The following is a 19,204-nucleotide window of genomic DNA, read 5'->3' as shown; positions in this document are numbered from 1 at the left end:
CCTACTCGGCCCATTCGCCGCCGCGCATCACCGGCGTGGGGTTGCCGGCGGCGTCGATGCCGTCGATGTCGATCCGGTCGGAGCCGATCATCCAGTCGATATGGATCAGCGATGAATTGCCGCCGCGCGCGGCGATCTCGTCGGGGGAAAGCTTGTCGCCGTTGAGGAAGCATTTCGAATAGCACTGGCCGAGCGCGATGTGGCACGAGGCGTTCTCGTCAAACAGCGTGTTGTAGAACAGGATGCCGCTCGCCGAAATCGGCGAGGAATGCGGCACCAGCGCCACCTCGCCAAGGCGGCGCGCGCCCTCGTCGGTGTCGAGCACCTTGTTCAGCACGCTTTCGCCCTTGGCGGCGGCTGCCTTGACGATCCGGCCCTCGCTGAATTCCACCCGGATATCGTCGATCAACGTACCCTGATGCGACAGCGGCTTGGTGGAGGAGACATGGCCTTCGACCCTGAGCCGGTGCGGCGTGGTGAACACTTCCTCGGTCGGAATGTTCGGGTTGCAGACAATGCCGTTCTTCGCCATCGACGCGCCGCCGCTCCACTCGTGCTCATCGGCAAGGCCGATGGTGAGGTCTGTGCCGGGGCCGGTGTAGCGCAGCGCCGAAAACCGTTTGGCGTTCAGCCATGCGGAGCGGGCATGGAGATTGTCGTTATGCTCGCGCCAGGCATCCACCGGATCGGGCTGGTCGACGCGCGATGCGGCAAAGATCGCCTTGGCCAGTTTGGCGACGGCCATGCCATCCGGGTCTTCGGGGAATACCGTCTTCGCCCAGGCGAGCGTCGGATAGGAGACGATGTTCCAGTTGATGTCGAAACCGGCGATCTTTTCCAGCGCCGGCTTGTAGGCGGTCGACATGGCGCGGTTGGCGCGGGCCACCTTGTCGGCATCTTGTGCTGCCAGAAGCATCGGATCGTCGCCGGCGATCGCAAGTCGCGCCGCGCCATTGGCAAAGGCCTGGCCCATGCCCTCGTAAAGCCAGTTCGCCGCCTTGTCGAAGCTTGCGTCATGGCCGTGTTCGAAGCGTTCCAGCGTCGCCTGGGGATCGTTGAAAAGCGTGGTCACCACGCCGGCGCCGGCCTGATAGGCATAACGGCTGATCAGCCGGGTCAGCGGCTGCGCCTCGATCGGCGCGGTCATGACCAGATCCTGCCCCTCGGCAAGGTTGAGCCCGACCTTGACGGCGACCTCGGCGAGCTTCTCGAGTTTTTCCATATCGATGGGATGGGGAAGCCGGGGTTGAGCGTTCATGGGCGCCTCGCTAACTGATTGGTGTGTCGTGACACTATCTAGTTTGTTTTCAGGCGAAATTGAAGCGCCCCGCCCCCCCCCGAACCCCTCTAGTATGAAAATACGCAGTTCAGGTCGCGCATGATCGCTGCATTTCTGAGGTTTACGCGATCACCCCCGCTACAATCGCGCCCAGCGCCTTCACCGCATCCGCCGGCGCAAGCTTCACCTGCAGGCCGCGCTGGCCGCCATTCATCACCACATAGGGCTCGGCAAGCGCCTTCTCCTCGAACACGGTCGGCACGCGTTTTCTCTGGCCGAAGGGCGAGATGCCGCCGACATGATAGCCGGAAAGCCGCTCGGCGGTCCTAGCGTCCAGCATCTCGGCATGCTTGCCGGAAAAGGCGGCGGCGAGCTTCTTCATCGAGACTTCGGTATTGGAGGGCACCACCGCGCAGACCGGCTTGCCATCGACATTGGCCATCAGCGTCTTCAACACCCGGTCGGGAGACTCGCCGATCGCCGCAGCCGCCTGCAGCCCGACCTTGAAGGCATTGGGGTCGTAATCATATTGCTGGATCGTGTAGCTGACGCCGGCCTTGTCGAGAAAGCGGGTGGCCTGCGTGGTCTTAGCCATTGCCTACCCCTTGCCAAAAACGGCTTCGTAGGCTTCTGGCTTGAAGCCCAGCGTAATCGCGCCGTCGGCCTCCAGCACCGGCCGCTTGATCATCGAGGGCTGGGCCTGCATCAGTTCGATCGCCTTTTCCCGGGTGAGATCGGCCTTGTCGGCCTCGGGCAGCTTGCGGAAGGTCATGCCGGCGCGGTTCAGCACCTTGTCCCAGCCGGCGGCGTCGCACCAGCGCTCCAGATGCGCGCGGTCGATCCCGGCCTTCTTGTAGTCGTGAAAATCATAGGCGATGGAATGCGCATCAAGCCAGGTCCAGGCCTTCTTCATCGTGTCGCAGTTTCTGATTCCGTAAAGCGTGACCGGCATGGCGTCTCTCCTGTTTGCCCGTTTGCTTTAGCAAGCCGGCGGATATGAGAAAAGCCTGGCGCGGGCCGGGCTTCTCATGAAGGTCGGAATGGCAGGCCCGGTCGGGGCCTATTCGTTGATCAGCCGCTTCAGCAGTTCAACCTCCTGCGACAGCTTGTTGTCCTTCTCCAGAAGGTCCTCGATCTTGCGCACGGCGTGCAGCACGGTCGTGTGGTCGCGCCCGCCGAAGCGGCGGCCGATTTCCGGGAAGGAGCGCGGCGTCATCGTCTTGGCGAGAAACATCGCGATCTGGCGCGGTTTGACGATCACCCGCGTGCGGCGGTTGGAAACGAGTTCCTGTCGGGTAACGCAATAATGACGGGCGACGACGCGCTGGATATCCTCGATGCGCACCCGCTTCGGCTCGCCGGTGCCAACCAGATGCACCAGAAGTTCGTCAACGCGCTCGATCGAAAGGTCGGGCTCGAAGGAGCGGCGGAACAGCAACTGGTTGAAGGCGCCCTCAAGCTCGCGCCCGCTCGCCGTCACCTTGCTGGCGACATGTTCGAGCACTTCCGGCGCGATATCGATAGACGGGTCTTCCTGCTGCGCCAGTTCAAGCCGGCGCTTCAGCATTTCAAGCCGCATGGTGTAGTCCGGGCCGTTCATTTCCAGCGAAACGCCGCCGGTAAGCCGTGAACGTACCCGCGGATCGAGCGATTCCAGCTCCCACGGCGCGCGGTCGGCGGCGACCACCACCTGCTTGGCGCTGTCGAGCAACGTATTGATCAGGTGGCAGAACTCGTGCTGGATCATCTTGCCCTGCAGGAACTGCATGTCGTCGATCACCAGAAGATCGATATTGCGGAGCGAATCCTTCAGCGTCAGCGCGTCATTGTCGCGGATCGCGGTGGCGAACTTCCACATGAAGTATTCTGCGGTCAGATAGACCACGCGCTGCTTGTCCGGGGAGGCAAGCGCTGCGTTGGCGATCGCCTGCAGAAGATGGGTCTTGCCGAGGCCGACCGAGGAATGGATGAACAGCGGGTTGAAGCGCACCGCCGCCATGCCGGATTCGGCGATGGTCTTGGCCGCGGCGAAGGCAACCCGGTTGGACGCGCCCTCGACGAAGCTGTCGAAGGTGAAGAAGGGGTCGAGCGGCGAGCCGAAGACGGTCTGGCCGGACGCGCTGGCGCCGCGCGCCTGCGGCGTTTCCGGGTCGGGCATCAGCGGCTGGCCGGCGGGCGCGCGGTTCAGCGGACGCACGACCGGCGCCGGGTTGGCCGCGACCGGTTTCGGCTGCTCGCTCGCAAGTGCTGGACGCGGCGCGCGGGTCGCGGAACGGACCAGAACCTCGATCTTCAGAACCTGTGGGCGCTCAACGCGGGCAATCTCGGTCATCAGGTCGAGATAGTGGTTGTTGATCCAGGATTTCAGAAAGGCGGTGGGAACCGAGAAGCGGACCACGCTCTTGTCCGAGGAATGCAGCTTCAGCCGGCCGAACCAGCTGGCATAGACGTCGCCGCCGACATGGGCCTTCAGCGCGGTGCAGAAGCGTTCGAAGAAGATATCGTCCCCGTTGGAATTCATGGCAGCCGTCGCCGGTTTCGCATCATTTTCACCGGCCTCGGTTTCGCCCGCATTGTCCTCGGTGCGAGAGGCTACCATTCTCATTCTCATCGTTGCCGCCTTTCAAACGTCATCACCCTGGCGCGCGCTTGTTTTTTATGTCGCCCGCTGCCTGTTTTGCCCTGCTGCCGGTGTCTTCCCGGCGTGCGTTGAAGTCCGGCTCTCAGCCGGAATTGGACTTTCCGTCGCTTGCCCGCTCCCCGATCCTCGTATCGGAGAATACAGGCTGCAAAATGTCCGGAGTTTCCATGCCTTGAAGTTCTGCGTCTCCTCCCTGTTTCGTGGACCGTCTACAAAAGACACACAGGAACGAACCCGGACTTCTGGCGAAAACCGGATAACAACCTGCGATTGTTGGAAAAACGGCGCCCACAATAGCCACCGCCCCCAGCGTCGGGAAGACAACGCATCCTGTGTCGAACGCGCCCCTCCCGAAAAATCCGGGAGCTCATTCCGTCTGCTGTCGGAGGTCATTTAGGCAAGAACGACCGACAATTTCAACAAGGATTTTTTGCCGATTCGGCGCTTCCAGCATTGACTCTTACGCGTGAGTTTGGGTGCCGGCGGAGGGGCTCAGAAGAATCGCTTTTGAATCAATTAGATTCACATATGTCTGAAATCGGATGGACGAAAATGCCGGAAAAAATAAATTTTTCAGATGTCATCATTACGTGGCGCGCGGTGGCCCAAAATTGGTAAAAATGTGGCAATCCTCGCGTAAGCCATTGAGAAGGTTCAAAATTCTTGGTCATTTTTGTGACATCTGTTCGTAATGTTCGCGTCACAATAGCCAAGTGTATGAACTCAAAACGAAAAACCCGGCGCGAGGCCGGGTTGTTCAAAAAGTCTGCAATTCTTGTTCGGCTCAGGCCGAAATTGCCTTCACGCGCTGCGCCAGACGCGAGACCTTGCGCGAGGCGGTGTTGCGGTGAAGAACACCTTTGCTGGCGGCGCGCGCCAGTTCCGGCTCGGCTACGGCCAGAGCGGCCTTCGCCTGCTCCAGATCACCGGCGAGGATCGCTTCTTCAACCTTGCGAACGTAACCGCGTACGCGGGTGCGGCGGGACTTGTTGACGGCTGTACGGCGGGCCATCTTGCGCGTCGCCTTTTTCGCCGAAGTTGTATTGGCCATATAAGTCTCTCTTCGAATTCTGACGCTAGCTCCGACACATGCGGTTGCCGTGACCGGCTGGAAGCGCTTTTGTGACGGGAGCAATTGATGAAGCTCATCGAGCTTTCAAATACTGTGGGCGGGCATATAAAGCCAATCCGGCTGCCCGTCAATGCTTAAATCCCGCAAAATCGGGGCGAAAGCCGGCAAACGGGTCGATTCACGGTCGCCGACGGCCATTGCCATTGCCGCAAAGGCCCTTACACTTGTTGAGGCCGGGATCAAGCCACAGGAGCCGCCATGCGCGTCACCGTCTTTTCTGCCAAGCCCTATGACGAAGACTTTCTGAAAGCGGCCAATGAGGGCCGGCACGAACTGATCTTCACCGAGGCCGGGCTTCACGCTCCGACAGCCAAGCTTGCCGCCGGCTCGAAGGCGATCTGCGCCTTCGTCAACGACGATCTCGGCGCATCGGCGCTTTCGGTCCTGAAGGATGTGGGCGTTGAGCTGATAGCCCTCAGATGCGCCGGCTTCAACCGGCTCGATCTCACAGCGGCCGACCGGCTCGGCATCGCCGCCGCCCGGGTGCCGTCCTATTCGCCCTACGCGATCGCCGAACATACGCTGGCGCTGGTGCTGACGCTGAACCGCAAGATCCACCGCGCCTATAACCGGGTGCGGGAGGGCAATTTCGCCCTCAACGGCCTGCTCGGCTTCGACCTTCACGGCAAGACGGTCGGCGTGGTCGGCACGGGCGGCATCGGCCGCAATGTCATCCGCGCCTTTTCCGGCTTCGGCTGCGAAATCCTGGCCTTCGATCCGTTTCCCAATGACGAGGCGGTGGCGCTCGGCGCGCGCTATGTCGGCAAGGACGAGCTTCTCGAAAAGTCCGAAATCCTGACGCTGCATTGCCCGCTGACGCCGGAAACCCGCCATTTTATCGATGAGGATGCGATCGCGGCGATGAAGCGCTGCCGCATGCTGGTCAATACCAGCCGCGGCGGGGTGGTGGATACGCTCGCCGTGATCGAGGGTCTGAAATCGGGGCGGATCGGCGCGCTCGCCCTCGATGTCTATGAAGAGGAGGACGACCTGTTCTTCCGCGACCTGTCCTCAACGGTCATCCGCGACGATATCTTTGCCCGCCTTCTGACCTTTCCCAACGTGCTGATCACCGGCCATCAGGGTTTCTTCACCCAGGAGGCGCTTTTCAACATCGCCCACACCACGATCGGCAATATCACCGCCTTCGAGGAGAGTGGCGCGGCGCTGCACCCGATCGGCAAAAGGTGAGGGGGCGATAAAACACGCGCGTGCGGCTTTTTCCGGGCTCATTTTCGCCGGCGGCGCGTTTACTCATTAACGCCGGCTGACGGCGTTCGCGCAGAAAATCGGGAGAAAACCGCGAAAGGAGCGCTCACATGTCCAAAACCGTAGCAGAGATCGTCGTCGACACGCTGGAGAAAGCGGGCGCGCAGCGCATTTACGGCATACCTGGCGATACCATCAATCATTTCACCGACGCCGTGTCCCGGTCCGATCTTCGATGGGTGCATGTCCGGCACGAGGAGGCGGGCGCCTTTGCCGCCGGGGGCGAGGCCTATATGACCGGCGAACTTGCCGTCTGCGCCGGCACCTGCGGTCCCGGCTCGCTGCATTTCGTCAACGGTATCTATGAAAGCCATCGCAACGGCGCGCCGGTGGTGCTGATCGCCTCGGAGGTCGACCGCCCGCAAAAGGGCTTCGATTTCCCGCAGGATGTCGATCAGAAGAAGATCTACGAGCAGCATTCGGTGTTCTGTGAGCATATCTCGCACCCCGCCCAGGCGCGGCGGATCGTCGTGATGGCGGCGCAGGCGGCGCTCACCAAGGGCGGCGTGGCGGTGGTGATCGTCAGCGGTGACATGTTTCAGGAAAGCGATGACGATGCGGCGGACTGGCGGGTGCACCGCCCCCGGCCCGTGGCGCGCCTGAATGATGAGGAACTGGCAGAGCTTGCCGAACTGGTCGATCAGGCGAAACGGGTGACGATCTATGCCGGCATCGGCGCACGCGATGCCCGCGAGGCGGTGGTGGCGCTCTGCCGCAAGGTCAAGGCGCCGATGGTCCACACCACCCGCGCCAAGGAATGGCTGGAGCCGGGCAACCCCTTCAATGTCGGCGTCAACGGCATTCTCGGCAACCGCGCGGGTCTCAACGCACTTGAAAAGGCCGATCTGGTGATCTCGGTCGGCTGCGACTTCGCCTATACCCAGTTCTATCCCGACAGGAAGATCGTGCAGATCGACATCGACCCGACCCACCTTGGCCGGCGCGCGCCGATCCATATGGGCCTTGTCGGCGATGCCCGCACGACGCTGGAGGCACTGCTGCCAAAGGTGCAGGAGAAAACCGACGAGAAGCATCTCAACCGCCATCTCAAGGAATGGCAGGAGGATCTGGGCGACTATGATGAGGCAGGCGACGAGCCGGACCCGAGCCTGATCCATCCGCAATACGTCGCCAATCTGCTGAATGCCAAGGCCGCCGGCGATGCGATCTTCATCTCCGATGTCGGCACGCCGATGGTTTGGATGCTGCGGCATCTGAAGGCCAATGGCAGCCGCCGGTTTCTCAACAGCCTGCTGCACGGCACGATGGCAAGCGCGATGCCGCAGGCGATCGGCGCCAAGCTCGCCTATCCCAACCGGCAGGTGATCGCCATGTGCGGCGATGGCGGATTGTCGATGCTGATGGGCGATCTCCTGACGCTGGTTCAGGAAGACGTGCCGATAAAACTCCTGGTGTTCAACAATTCCTCGCTCGGCTTTGTCGAGATGGAGCAACGGGTCGAGGGGCTCGTCGACCATTTCACCACACTCGAGAATCCGGATTTCTCAAAGGTTGCCGAGGCCTGCGGCATTGCCGGTTTCCGCGCGGACAATGCGGAGCAGCTCGGATCGGCGATGGACTCCTGGCTTGCCGCCCCCGGCCCGGCGCTGCTCGACGTCAAGGTCAATCGCATGGAGCTGGTCATGCCGCCCAAGGTCGAGGTCTCCCAGGTCGCTTCCACCGCGATGTTCGGCGTGAAGGCGGTGTTCGACGGCCGGATGAAGGAAGTGGTGTCCCTGCTCAGAAGCAATTTCCTGAAGTAGGCGGGACGGCTAGCCCTTCTGGCAGGCCGGGCAGTAAAAGGTCGACCGGCCGGTCTGGACGGCGCGGGCGATGGTGCCGTCGCAATCCTGGTGCCGGCAGGGTGCGCCGGTGCGATCATAGACGGAGAAGGAATGCTGGAAATAGCCGAGCGTGCCGTCGGTCTTGCGATGGTCCCGAAGTGTGGAGCCGCCGGCCTCGATCGCCTCCGCGATCACATCGCGGATCGCCGGCACGAGCCGTTTCAGCCCGTCGCGCGGCCTGCCCGCGGGCGTCACCAGATGGCCTGCGGCGCGGAAGGGCGACAGGCGCGTCCGCCACAGCGCCTCGCAGACATAGATGTTGCCGAGGCCTGCGATATTGCGCTGGTCGAGCAGGGCTGCCTTCACACTCTGGGTCTTGCCGGCAAAGCGGGTTGCCAGATAATCGGCGTCGAGGCTGTTGCCGGTCGGCTCCGGGCCGAGGCCCTTGAAGCTCGGGTCTGCCTCAAGCTCCTCGCGCGCAATGAGCTTCATGAAGCCGAAGCGACGCGGGTCGTTGTAGATGACGCGGGCCCGGCCATCGCTCAGATGGAAGACGACATGGTCGTGGATGGCGGCGGCGTTGCGCGGCAGATGAAAATCGCCGGGCGTTTCAATCGCGCTGTCCTCCTCGACGCGGTAGGAGCCGGACATGCCGAGATGGGCCACGATCGTCATGCCGTCATCAAGATCGATCAGCAGGTATTTCGCCCGCCGCCCAAGTGCGACAATGCGTCTACCCCTCACGGCTTCGGCGAAATCCTTCGGGAACGGAAACCTCAGATCGGCCCGGCGCAGTTCAAGCGTTTCGATGATCTGGCCTTCCATGGCGGGGGCCAGCCCGCGGCGCACGGTTTCGACTTCGGGCAGTTCCGGCATGATGTTTTTAAGCCTTTGGCGTTTCGCTTTTGCGGGTTTCGGTTTATAGCCGCAACGGTGTCTGTTGTTTATCGCTGCAGCAGAGCCGATATAAGGCTCGATATAGCGACTAAGGTCGCGCTGACAAAGCCGAAACGGGCAGACGGAATATTTTCAAGCGTGAGGTGCGTAAAATGACGGACAGCCGGACCACCGCCAATGGCGGCATGGAGACCTCTTTCGGCTTCAGGAATGTCGCCGATGGCGACAAGCAGCCTCTGGTCAACGACGTCTTCCACAAGGTCGCCAAGCGCTACGACATCATGAACGACGTGATGTCGGCGGGGCTGCACCGGGCCTGGAAGGCCGGCATGGTCGGCGCGCTGAACCCGCCCGCCGATCCTGACTATCACGTACTGGATGTCGCCGGCGGCACGGGCGATATCGCCTTCCGCATCGTCGATGCCTCGAAGGGGCTTGCCCGCGCCACCGTGCTCGATATCAACGGCTCGATGCTGGCGGTCGGCGAGGAGCGGGCGCAAAAGAAGGGCATTGCCGAAAACCTCACCTTCGTCGAGGCCAATGCCGAGGAACTGCCGTTTCCCGACAAGACCTTCGACGCCTATACGATTGCCTTCGGCATCCGCAACGTCCCGCATATCGACAAGGCGCTGTCGGAAGCCTACCGGGTGCTCAAGCGCGGCGGTCGGCTGCTGGTGCTGGAGTTTTCCGAGGTGGAGGCGCCGATCCTCGACAAGGTCTATGATCTGTGGTCGTTCCACGCGATTCCGCGCGTCGGCAAGGCGATCGCCGGCGACGGCGAACCCTATCGTTATCTGGTCGAATCGATCCGCAAATTCCCGAACCAGGCCGATTTTGCCAAGATGATCGAGCGCGCCGGTTTCTCACGCGTCAAGTTCACCAATTATTCCGGCGGTATCGCTGCCCTTCATTCCGGCTGGAAACTTTAGGCATTCATCATGGGCGCGCTTCGATCCTACTTCAACCTTCTCGGCGTCGGCTGGGTGCTTGCGCGCGAGGGCGTGATCAACGCGCTGCCCTCTGAAGGCCTGCCGCCCTATGCCCGGCTGGTGAAGACGCTGCTTGTGCCGTTCGCCCGGCCCGGCGCGCGCAAGAAGGCGCGCTCCGACAGGCTCGGCAAGGCGATCTCGCGGCTCGGCCCCTCCTATGTGAAGATGGGCCAGTTCCTGGCGACCCGGCCGGATGTCGTCGGCGCGGGTTTCGCCGAGGATCTGGCGCAGCTGCAGGACCGGATGCCGTTCTTCCCGGTCGAGGCGTCGAAGGCCACCATTCGCGGCTCGCTCGGGCGCAGCGTCGAGGACCTCTACACCGAATTCGGCGACCCGATCGCCGCCGCCTCGATTGCGCAGGTGCATCCGGCGACGGTCGCGACGCCCGATGGCGCGAAGAAGGTCGCCGTCAAGGTGATCCGTCCCGGCATCCGCCAGCGTTTCAACGAGGATCTCGGCGCGATGTATCTTGTTGCGCGCATGCAGGAGCGTTTCGTCCGTTCCAGCCGGCGCCTCAGACCCGTCGATGTCACCCGGACGCTGGAACAGACCACCAAGATCGAGATGGATCTCAGGCTGGAGGCCGCGGCGATCTCGGAGATGACGGAAAACACCGCCCATGATGAGGGCTTCCGCCTGCCTGCGGTCGACTGGGAGCGCACCGGCCGCGATGTCGTCACCATGGAATGGATCGACGGCGTCAAGATGTCCGACGTCGCGGGGCTGAAGGCGGCAGGCCATGACCTGGAAAAGCTGGCGGTGACGCTGATCCAGTCCTTCCTGCGCCATACCCTCAGGGATGGCTTCTTCCACGCCGACATGCATCCCGGCAATCTGTTCGTGGACAATGACGGCATGATCGTCGCCGTCGACATGGGCATTGTCGGCAGGCTCGGTAAGAAGGAGCGGCGGGTGCTCGCCGAAATCCTCTATGGCTTCATCACCCGCGATTACATGCGCGTGGCCGAGGCCCATTTCGAGGCCGGCTATGTGCCCGCGCACCACAACAAGGCCTCGTTCGCACAGGCGATCCGCGCCATCGGCGAGCCGATCCACGGCCAATCGGCCGAGACCATCTCGATGGGCAAGCTTCTGACGCTGCTGTTCGAGATCACCGAGATCTTCGACATGACCACGCAGACGCAGTTGATCAACCTGCAGAAGACCATGGTCGTGGTCGAAGGCGTGTCGCGCATGCTCGATCCGCATTTCAACATGTGGAAGGCGTCCGAGCCGGTCGTGTCGAAATGGATCGAGCACAATCTCGGCCCCCGCCGGGTGCTGACCGATATGCGCGAGGGCATGCAGGCGGTGCTCAAGATCGCCGAGGCGATCCCGGACATCGCCGACAAGACCGAGAAATTCCACAACGAAGTCATCGCCATGAGCGAAAACGGCCTGCGCTTCGACGAGCGCACCTCCGAAGCCATCGGCCGCGCCGAGGCCCGCTACACCCGCTCGGGCCGCGTGGCGCTGTGGCTGATTGCCGCGGTGCTGGTGTATCTGGCTGTGGTGGCGTCGGTGGCGGTGTTTTGATGGGTGTGGCTGCTTCCAGTCGCGGGATGCCGGGCGCTTCCCGTTATCCGCATAGCCCCCTACAATCTCGGCCTGGCGAGGTTTCTTCAGCCTCTCCTCTCTCCGCAGCGTCATCCTCGGGCTTGACCCGAGGATCTAATCACCTCTCACTGCGAGCGGCGTGCCGGTCTGCCCGCCATATTGCGCGGTCGAGTTCGAACAAACCCGCGCTGCCGGTGTGGCTTGCGGGGTTGGATCCTCGGGTCAAGCCCGAGGATGACGCCGAGGGTGGGGAGGGGCAAAGCATTCCATCAGCGCTGCGGCAAAGCGCGCCTGAATGCAAAAGCCCGCCACATGGCCCCCTCAAGGCGGGAGATTGTAAGGCGCGTGGCTGGCCTCTTCACCAAGCCTCATCCAAGGGAGCATAACCATGCGCATTGGCGGACGTCTTCAGGGCGCGATCGAGGTTCTTTCCGAGGTGGAGGAGCGCAAGCGGCCCATCGCGAATGCGCTGAAGGACTGGGGCACAGCGCACCGGTTTGCCGGTTCCGGCGACCGCGCGGCGATCGGCAATATCGTTTATGACGCGCTCCGGCTGAAGCTGTCGCACGCCTTTCTGATGGATGATGACAGCCCGGCAGCGCTCGCCCATGCCGTACTTTATCGGCAATGGGGCTTTACGCCTGAAGGGCTTGCCGAAAAGCTCGACGGCGACAAGTTCGCGCCGGAGCCGCTATCCGAGCGCGCGCTCGCCGCTTTCATCAGCCGCAACCTTGCCGACGCCCCTGATCACGTGCGCGCCGATCTGCCGGAGTGGATACTCCCGGCCTTCAAGAAAAATTTCGGCGAGGACTGGCTGGCCGAGGCCGAGGCGCTGAACCGCCGCCCCTCGCTCGATCTGCGCGTCAACACGCTGAAGGCCGACCGCGAGAAGGTGAAGAAGGCCTTGGCGCGGGCAGGGGCGGACCTGACCGCGATCGCGCCTTTCGGCCTGCGCATTCCCCCCGGCAGCGGCGGCGACCGGCTGCCCAATGTAACCGCCGAACTGGCCTTCCAGAAGGGCTGGTTCGAGGTGCAGGACGAGGGTTCGCAGACTGTTGCGCGGCTGGTCGATGCCCATGCCGGCCAGCAGGTGCTGGATTACTGCGCCGGCGGCGGCGGCAAGACGCTGGCGCTTGCAGCCGACATGGACAATGCCGGACAGGTGCATGCCTATGATGCCGACAGAACGCGGCTTGCGCCGATCATCGAACGGCTGCGCCGCGCCGGAACCCGCAATGTTCAGGTCCATGACGATGCGGCGGCGTTGGAAGGGCTGACCTTCGATCGCGTGCTGATCGACGCGCCCTGCACGGGCACCGGCACGTGGCGGCGCCGGCCCGATATCAAATGGCGGCTTTCGGAAAAGAACCTTGAGGAACGCATGGCCCAGCAGAACGAGGTGCTGGCCACGGCCTCCCGTTTCGTCAAGCCCGGCGGGTTGCTGGTCTATGTCACCTGTTCGCTGCTTCCCGCCGAAAACCAGGCCCGGATCGCGGGTTTTCTCGAAGGGCGCACCGAGTTCGAAGCCCTCGATATCGCGACGCTCTGGCAGGCGCGCTTCCCGTCGTCGCCAAAGCAGCCGCATTTCACCGAGGGGCGGTTCGCGACGCTGACGCCGGCGGCAACCGAAACCGACGGTTTCTTCTGCGCGGTGCTGCGCAAACAGGGCTGAACAGGCTGAAAATTGACGATGCGCAAGCCAGTGTGCAGCGCATGGGCGGCGTGCGAGTTTCTATAACTGGATTATTTGACACAAGTTTCTTTTTCCTTCATGTAGGCAGCACTCACAGTGTCATTGAAGGAGAGGGACCCATAATGCACACGATCCGAACGCGCGCCCTTCTGGCGGGCTTTGCCGCCTCGACCATGCTCGCAGCCCCCGCTTTTGCAGCCGACGTCACGCCCGAGGCCGTGGTCAAGCACTATGCCGATGTCGCGCTCGCGAAATATCAGGATTCGCTGACGACGGCGAAGGCGCTGGACGAGGCCATTCAGGCCTTTGTCGAAAACCCGAGCGAAGAGACCCAGAACGCCGCCAAGGAAGCCTGGATCGCAGCCCGCATTCCCTATCAGCAGACCGAGGTCTACCGTTTCGGCAACCCGACCGTCGATGACTGGGAAGGCAAGGTCAATGCATGGCCGCTGGACGAAGGCCTGATCGACTATGTCGACGCCTCCTACGGCATGGAAAGCGACGAGAATTCGCTCTACACCGCGAATGTGATTGCCAATCCCGAGATCAAGATCAACGGCGAGACGGTCGACGCCACCGAGATCACGCCCGATCTGCTCGCCAACACGCTGCACGAAGCCGGCGAGATCGAGGCCAATGTCGCCACCGGCTATCACGCCATCGAATTCCTGCTCTGGGGCCAGGACCTGAACGGCACGGATGCCGGCGCGGGCGCGCGTTCCTATACGGATTACCTTTCCGGCGATGATTGCACCAACGGCAATTGCGACCGCCGCGCGGCCTATCTGACGGCGGCTTCCGAACTGCTGATTTCCGACCTTGAAGATATTGTCGCGGCCTGGGAACAGGGCGGCGAGGCCTATGCCTATGTCACCGAAGACCCGACCACCGGCATTGCCGCTATCCTGACGGGCATGGGCTCGCTCTCCTATGGCGAGCTGGCCGGCGAGCGCATGAAGCTCGGCCTGCTTCTGCATGATCCGGAGGAAGAGCATGATTGCTTCTCCGACAACACCCACGCCTCGCATCTGAATGACGCGATCGGCATCCTGCAGGCCTATACCGGCGACTACACCCGCGTCGACGGCACGGAAATGACTGGACCTTCGGTCTCCGACCTGGTGGCCGCCAAGGACCCGGCGCTGGACGAGGAACTGAAGGCGAAGCTGCTGGCGACCGTCGAGGCGATGGAGGCGATGGCCACCCGCGCTGAAACCGTCGAGGCCTATGATCAGATGATCGGCGAAGGCAATGACGAGGGCAACGCCGTGGTTCAGGCCGCAATTGACGGCCTGATCGACCAGACGCCGTCCATTGAACGCGCGATTGCCGCGCTCGATCTCGGCCAGATCGAACTGGAAGGCTCCGACAGCCTTGACGCGCCGGAAGCGGTGTTCCAGTAGGAGCGGGGAATCGCCTCTTGCCAATCTCCCCCCCTTGAGGGGGAGATGCCCGGCAGGGCAGAGAGGGGTGAACCCTCTCCGAGAGCAGGGGCTCGCGGTTTATGCCCTGTACCCCTCTCTGTCGCTTTCGCGACATCTCCCCCTCAAGGGGGGAGATTGTTGGCGGTAAGGTGAGGGAAACCGAATAGTCCTGATGGCCTGGGTCGTCTGGAGAGAAATAAAAAAAAGGACGGCCGGAACGACCGTGATGGCATGATGAAACGGCATATTCCTGCAATGACGATAGCGGCTCTGGCCGCTTCTTTGTGTTTTACGACGACTTTCGCCGCCGACTGGACCCCGCCCGCCGAACGCGCCGATCTTGACGCAAAGGACAAGGCCCGGGTCGAAAAAGTCACGCAGCCGACGGATGATTTTTCCAAGCCGGAAGCCTTTGAAGTCATGCAGGGCGGCGCCGCCACCAGCACGGCGAGCATCAACCGCGACAGTTTCTCGCATTCCTCCGCCAACATCACCTTCGCCGAGGAGGAAACCTTCAAGCTCGGCAATGCGCTGTTTCGCAAGTTCTGGGTGTCGTCGCCATCCTCGACCCAGGCGTCCGACGGGCTCGGGCCGCTGTTCAACGCCCGCTCCTGCCAGAGCTGCCACCTGAAGGATGGCCGCGGGCATCCGCCGGAGGGCGACAGCGACGCGACCTCGATGTTCCTGCGCCTGGCGCGGCCCGCCCGCACGCCGGAAGAGCAGGCGCGCATCGACAATTACGAGACCATCAATTTCCCCGACGAGGTCTATGGCGGGCAGCTTCAGGATTTCGCCGTGCCAGGCCTTTCCGCCGAAGGGCGGATGACGATTGATTACCGCGAGGAAGAGGTTACGCTCGGCGATGGCACCACGGTCTCGCTCCGCCACCCGACCTATGGCGTGGCGGACCTCGCCTATGGGCCGCTTGGCGAGTACACCACGCTTTCGCCGCGCATTGCCAACCCGATGATCGGTCTCGGTCTGGTGCAGGCGATCGAGCCCGCCGATATTCTGGCGCATGCCGACCCGGACGATGCTGATGGCGACGGAGTTTCGGGCCGTCCCAACATCGTCAGCGATACCGTGACCGGCGAGGTCACGCTCGGCCGCTTCGGCTGGAAGGCGCAGAACGCGACGATCCACGATCAGTCCGTCGGCGCGATGAGCGGCGATATCGGCGTTTCGTCGCCGGATGCGCCGAACCCCTACGGCGATTGCTCCGAGGCCGAAGCCGCTTGCCTCGCCATGCCCACCGGCGTGCAGCCACGCCTTGGCGATACCGAGGCGCCCGATCCGGTGATGGAGCTGATCACCTTCTATGCCGAAAACCTCGCCGTTCCAGCGCGCCGCGATGTCGACGATCCTGAAGTGCTGCGCGGCAAGCAGGTGTTCTACGAGGCTGGCTGCACCGCCTGCCACACGCCCAAATTCGTCACCAGCCGCAATGCCGAAAACCCGGCTCATCGCTTCCAGCTGATCTGGCCCTATTCCGATTTCTTGCTGCATGATATGGGCGAGGGGCTTGCCGACGGCCAGCAGGTGGCGATGGCGAACGGCCGCGAATGGCGCACGGCCCCGCTCTGGGGCAACGGCCTGACGGAAGTGGTTAACGACCACTCCTTCTTCCTGCATGACGGTCGCGCCCGCAACCGCACCGAGGCGATCCTGTGGCACGGCGGGGAAGCGCAAACCGCGCGCGACAATTTCGCCAATGCCGCGAAAGAGGATCGCGACGCGCTGATCAAATTCCTGGAGTCGCTGTGAAACAGATTCTCGCCGCCACGCTTGTCATCCTTTCGGCCGGCAGCGCCGCCGCCATGAACAAGGACGCCGTGCCCGGCGTGCTGGAACAGGCGGTGGATGGCTTCATCCGCCCCGGCTACCAGAATTTCGCGGTCGCCACCGGGACATTGTCGGAAGCCGTCGAGGCCTTTTGCGCAGCGCCTGACGAGACCAGCTATCAGGCCGCAACGGCAGCCTTCGACGATACCGTCGCGGCCTGGTCCGCAATCGAGATCGTCCGCACCGGCCCGGTGCTGGAGGACCATCGTTTCGAGCGGATTCTCTATTACCCGGACCGCAAGAGCATCGGCTTGAAACAGGTGCAGGCCGCGATCATCGAAGAGGATGAAACCGCGCTCGATCCCGACTATCTGCCGCAGAAGAGCGTGGCGATGCAGGGCCTGCTCGCGCTCGAATTCGTGCTGTTCGGCACGCAATACGAAACCATGTTCGAGGCTCCCGATACTTATCGTTGCCGCTATGGCGAGGCGATAGCGATGAATATGGACCGCATCGCCGGCGAACTGACGGCCGCCTGGGAGGCCGAGGATGGCGTCGCCGATGCCTGGAAGCATCCCGGTCCCGACAATCCGCTGTTTCGCACCGATGACGAGGCGCTGACGGCGCTGCTCGGCATTCTGGTCCACGGCGCGGAAACGGTGCGCGACCAGCGCATCGAATATTTCTACCGCGGCGAGGACGGGCCGAATTTCGCCACCCGCGCGATCTACTGGCGCTCCGAAAACACATGGCCCTCGGTGCTTGCCAATCTCGATGCGCTGCAGGCGCTGATGAACGAGGCCGGCATGGCGGACCTGCTGGACGAGGACGTCCGCTCGATCGTGTCCTCGATCAACTTCCTGTTCTCCTCGCTCGATGGCGTGGTGGAAAGCATGAACCCCGATATCGAGGTTGTCCTCAACGATCCGGATCAGCGCGCCAAACTCGATTACATCATCCTGAACCTCAAGGACGTGATCCTGCGGCTGAACGACCGCTATGGCGGGGCGATCGGCCTCGGCGCCGGTTTCTCCTTCTCCGACGGAGACTGACATGCCAGCCCGCTCGGCCCTGATCGACCGCCGCAGTTTCGTGAAAGCCGCCGGCAGCCTGTTCCTGGCCGGGCTTTCCGCGCCCGCCGCCTTTGCGCTGGAACGCACTGACGCGGTCTATGCCACAGGGATACGGACGCCGGATGGCCGGTTCGCGCTGGCGCTGATGGGCGAGGATGGCGCCTTCATATCCGAGATCGCGCTGCCGGACCGGATCCATGGCCTCACCGTTTCGCCGACGACGGGCGCGGTAGCGGCCTTTGCCCGCAGGCCCGGCACCTTCATTCTGGCGCTCTCGCCCGCTGGCAGCGAGACGATCATCAATGCTGTCCCTGACCGGCATTTCTACGGCCACGGGGTATTTTCGCCGGATGGCCGGTTTCTCTATGCCAGCGAGAACGATTTCGAAAACCGGCGCGGCGTGATCGGCATTTATGATGCCCGGCAGAACTACATCCGGATCGGCGAATATCCGACCTATGGCATCGGCCCGCACGATCTCTCCATGACGCCGGATGGACGATATCTGATCGCCGCCAATGGCGGGATCGAAACCCATCCGGATTTCGGCCGCACAAAGCTGAACCTCGATCACATGGAGCCGTCGCTGGCGCTGATCGATGCCGCCACGGGGGCGCTTGTCGAAAAGCACGCGCTGCCCGCAGCCCTCAGCCAGCTCTCCACCCGGCACCTTGCACTTGGGGCGGAAGGCCGCATCTGGTTTGCCTGCCAGTTCGAGGGGCCGCGCAACGAGACGCCGCCGCTGGTCGGCCATATCGCTCCCGGCGAGGCGCTTTCCTTCACGCCGCTGCCGGAGGATGTCACGATCGGGCTCGGCAATTATGTCGGCGCAATCGCCGCCAATCCGCGCGACGGGCTGATCGGGCTGACCTCGCCCAGAGGTCTGGTGGTGACGCTGGAGGAGGCGACCGGCCGGCTGGTCTCGACCACAAGGCTCGAAAACGCCGCCGGCATAGCCGGTGCCGCGCATGGATTTGCTGTCGGGACCTATGATGGTCTGTTCGCCGGCGCGCGTCACGAGGCCGCCTTCGATCAGCATGCGGTGCGGCTCACTGGCAATTCGGTCTAGCGACACTATTTATGCCGCCATGAAAAACACCAGAGCCATCCACGCGATTTTCATCGTCGGCGTCGTCGCCGCCGGTCTTCTGGCCGGCTTCCTCAATATGCCGGGCGAATGGTATGCCTCGCTCGCCAAGCCGCCCTTCAACCCGCCTGACTGGCTGTTCGGCCCGGTCTGGACGGTGCTCTATGTCTTCATCGGCTGGGCCGGCGCCCGCAGTTTCCTGCGCCGCGACGAGAATCCCAGAGCATTTGGACTCTGGGTCGTGCAGTTCGTGCTGAACATCGCTTGGATGCCGGTGTTCTTCGGCGCGCAAATGATGGTCCCGGCGCTGATCATCATTCTGGTTCTGCTGCTCGCCATCCTCGCCTTCATCGGCGCCACGCGTCACCACGATCGCCTCTCGGCCACCCTGTTCGCCCCCTACGCCCTCTGGGTCGCCTTCGCGACGCTGCTCAACGCCGCGCTGATTTACCTCAACTGAGCTTGTCGGAATCGCCGCGGCGTGGCAGGTTTGCTGGACGGTATCCGACTTTCGTTCCTGTGGCCTGGATGCTCGGGTCAAGCCCGAGCATGACGCGTGTGGAGGAGAGACGACACCCTCAGACGGTCTGTTCGCCC

At 62.9% G+C, this 19,204-nt stretch carries 16 protein-coding genes; 10 read left to right on the top strand and 6 right to left on the bottom strand.

The annotated features are described in order from the left end of the window. Position 1: 1 nt before the first annotated feature. The 5 genes from V6766_RS11795 to rpsT all read right to left on the bottom strand — a co-directional run bounded on the left by V6766_RS11795 (position 2) and on the right by rpsT (position 4,971). Entirely contained in the window at positions 2-1,258 is a 1,257-nt protein-coding gene (locus V6766_RS11795) for an aminopeptidase (protein ID WP_448466616.1), read from the bottom strand. A 142-nt stretch (positions 1,259-1,400) separates the two neighbouring features. Continuing rightward, positions 1,401-1,874: a Cys-tRNA(Pro) deacylase gene (gene ybaK / locus V6766_RS11790; RefSeq protein WP_448466614.1), complete on the bottom strand. Its 474-nt coding sequence runs from the start codon at positions 1,872-1,874 to the stop codon at positions 1,401-1,403. 3 nt (positions 1,875-1,877) lie between these two features. Beyond that, positions 1,878-2,231, bottom strand: coding sequence for an ArsC family reductase (locus V6766_RS11785; protein ID WP_448466612.1), 354 nt, complete (start codon positions 2,229-2,231; stop codon positions 1,878-1,880). Between the two features lie 108 nt (positions 2,232-2,339). Next, a complete protein-coding gene (dnaA, locus tag V6766_RS11780) occupies positions 2,340-3,800 on the bottom strand; it encodes a chromosomal replication initiator protein DnaA (RefSeq protein ID WP_448466751.1) in 1,461 nt (486 codons plus the stop codon). Positions 3,801-4,704: 904 nt separating this feature from the next. Then, positions 4,705-4,971, bottom strand: a complete 267-nt coding sequence (rpsT, locus tag V6766_RS11775; RefSeq protein ID WP_448427799.1) for a 30S ribosomal protein S20 — start codon at positions 4,969-4,971, stop codon at positions 4,705-4,707. A 279-nt stretch (positions 4,972-5,250) separates the two neighbouring features. Between rpsT and V6766_RS11770 the strand changes: the two genes are divergently transcribed. Together V6766_RS11770 and V6766_RS11765 are read left to right on the top strand one after the other, a co-directional pair. Continuing rightward, positions 5,251-6,243 carry a 2-hydroxyacid dehydrogenase gene (locus V6766_RS11770; RefSeq protein WP_448466610.1) on the top strand — a complete coding sequence of 331 codons (993 nt, stop codon included), beginning with the start codon at positions 5,251-5,253 and terminating at the stop codon, positions 6,241-6,243. A 128-nt stretch (positions 6,244-6,371) separates the two neighbouring features. Further along, positions 6,372-8,084: a thiamine pyrophosphate-dependent enzyme gene (locus tag V6766_RS11765; RefSeq protein ID WP_448466608.1), complete on the top strand. Its 1,713-nt coding sequence runs from the start codon at positions 6,372-6,374 to the stop codon at positions 8,082-8,084. A 9-nt stretch (positions 8,085-8,093) separates the two neighbouring features. Here the strand turns inward: V6766_RS11765 and mutM are convergent, their stop codons facing one another. Continuing rightward, the gene (gene mutM / locus V6766_RS11760) at positions 8,094-8,981 is read right to left on the bottom strand and encodes a bifunctional DNA-formamidopyrimidine glycosylase/DNA-(apurinic or apyrimidinic site) lyase (RefSeq protein ID WP_448466606.1); all 888 of its coding nucleotides are present in this window, start codon (positions 8,979-8,981) and stop codon (positions 8,094-8,096) included. Positions 8,982-9,154: 173 nt separating this feature from the next. Between mutM and ubiE the strand changes: the two genes are divergently transcribed. The 8 genes from ubiE to V6766_RS11720 all read left to right on the top strand — a co-directional run bounded on the left by ubiE (position 9,155) and on the right by V6766_RS11720 (position 19,067). Beyond that, complete coding sequence (gene ubiE / locus V6766_RS11755) at positions 9,155-9,931, top strand: bifunctional demethylmenaquinone methyltransferase/2-methoxy-6-polyprenyl-1,4-benzoquinol methylase UbiE (RefSeq protein WP_448466604.1); 777 nt, start codon at positions 9,155-9,157, stop codon at positions 9,929-9,931. A gap of 9 nt (positions 9,932-9,940) precedes the next feature. Then, positions 9,941-11,527: a 2-polyprenylphenol 6-hydroxylase gene (gene ubiB / locus V6766_RS11750; RefSeq protein WP_448466602.1), complete on the top strand. Its 1,587-nt coding sequence runs from the start codon at positions 9,941-9,943 to the stop codon at positions 11,525-11,527. Between the two features lie 409 nt (positions 11,528-11,936). Then, complete coding sequence (locus tag V6766_RS11745) at positions 11,937-13,220, top strand: RsmB/NOP family class I SAM-dependent RNA methyltransferase (protein WP_448466600.1); 1,284 nt, start codon at positions 11,937-11,939, stop codon at positions 13,218-13,220. Between the two features lie 143 nt (positions 13,221-13,363). After that, entirely contained in the window at positions 13,364-14,644 is a 1,281-nt protein-coding gene (locus V6766_RS11740) for an imelysin family protein (protein ID WP_448466598.1), read from the top strand. A 276-nt stretch (positions 14,645-14,920) separates the two neighbouring features. Then, complete coding sequence (locus V6766_RS11735; RefSeq protein WP_448466596.1) at positions 14,921-16,429, top strand: di-heme oxidoreductase family protein; 1,509 nt, start codon at positions 14,921-14,923, stop codon at positions 16,427-16,429. 53 nt (positions 16,430-16,482) lie between these two features. After that, positions 16,483-17,499 (top strand): imelysin family protein, encoded by a 1,017-nt coding sequence (locus V6766_RS11730; RefSeq protein ID WP_448466749.1) that lies wholly within the window; start codon positions 16,483-16,485, stop codon positions 17,497-17,499. A 1-nt stretch (position 17,500) separates the two neighbouring features. Continuing rightward, a complete protein-coding gene (locus V6766_RS11725; RefSeq protein ID WP_448466594.1) occupies positions 17,501-18,589 on the top strand; it encodes a DUF1513 domain-containing protein in 1,089 nt (362 codons plus the stop codon). Between the two features lie 19 nt (positions 18,590-18,608). Further along, complete coding sequence (locus V6766_RS11720) at positions 18,609-19,067, top strand: TspO/MBR family protein (protein ID WP_448466592.1); 459 nt, start codon at positions 18,609-18,611, stop codon at positions 19,065-19,067. Positions 19,068-19,204: the final 137 nt, after the last annotated feature.

Source organism: Martelella sp. AMO21009 (assembly GCF_053484295.1).
This window is presented reverse-complemented; position numbering and strand designations above follow the sequence as displayed.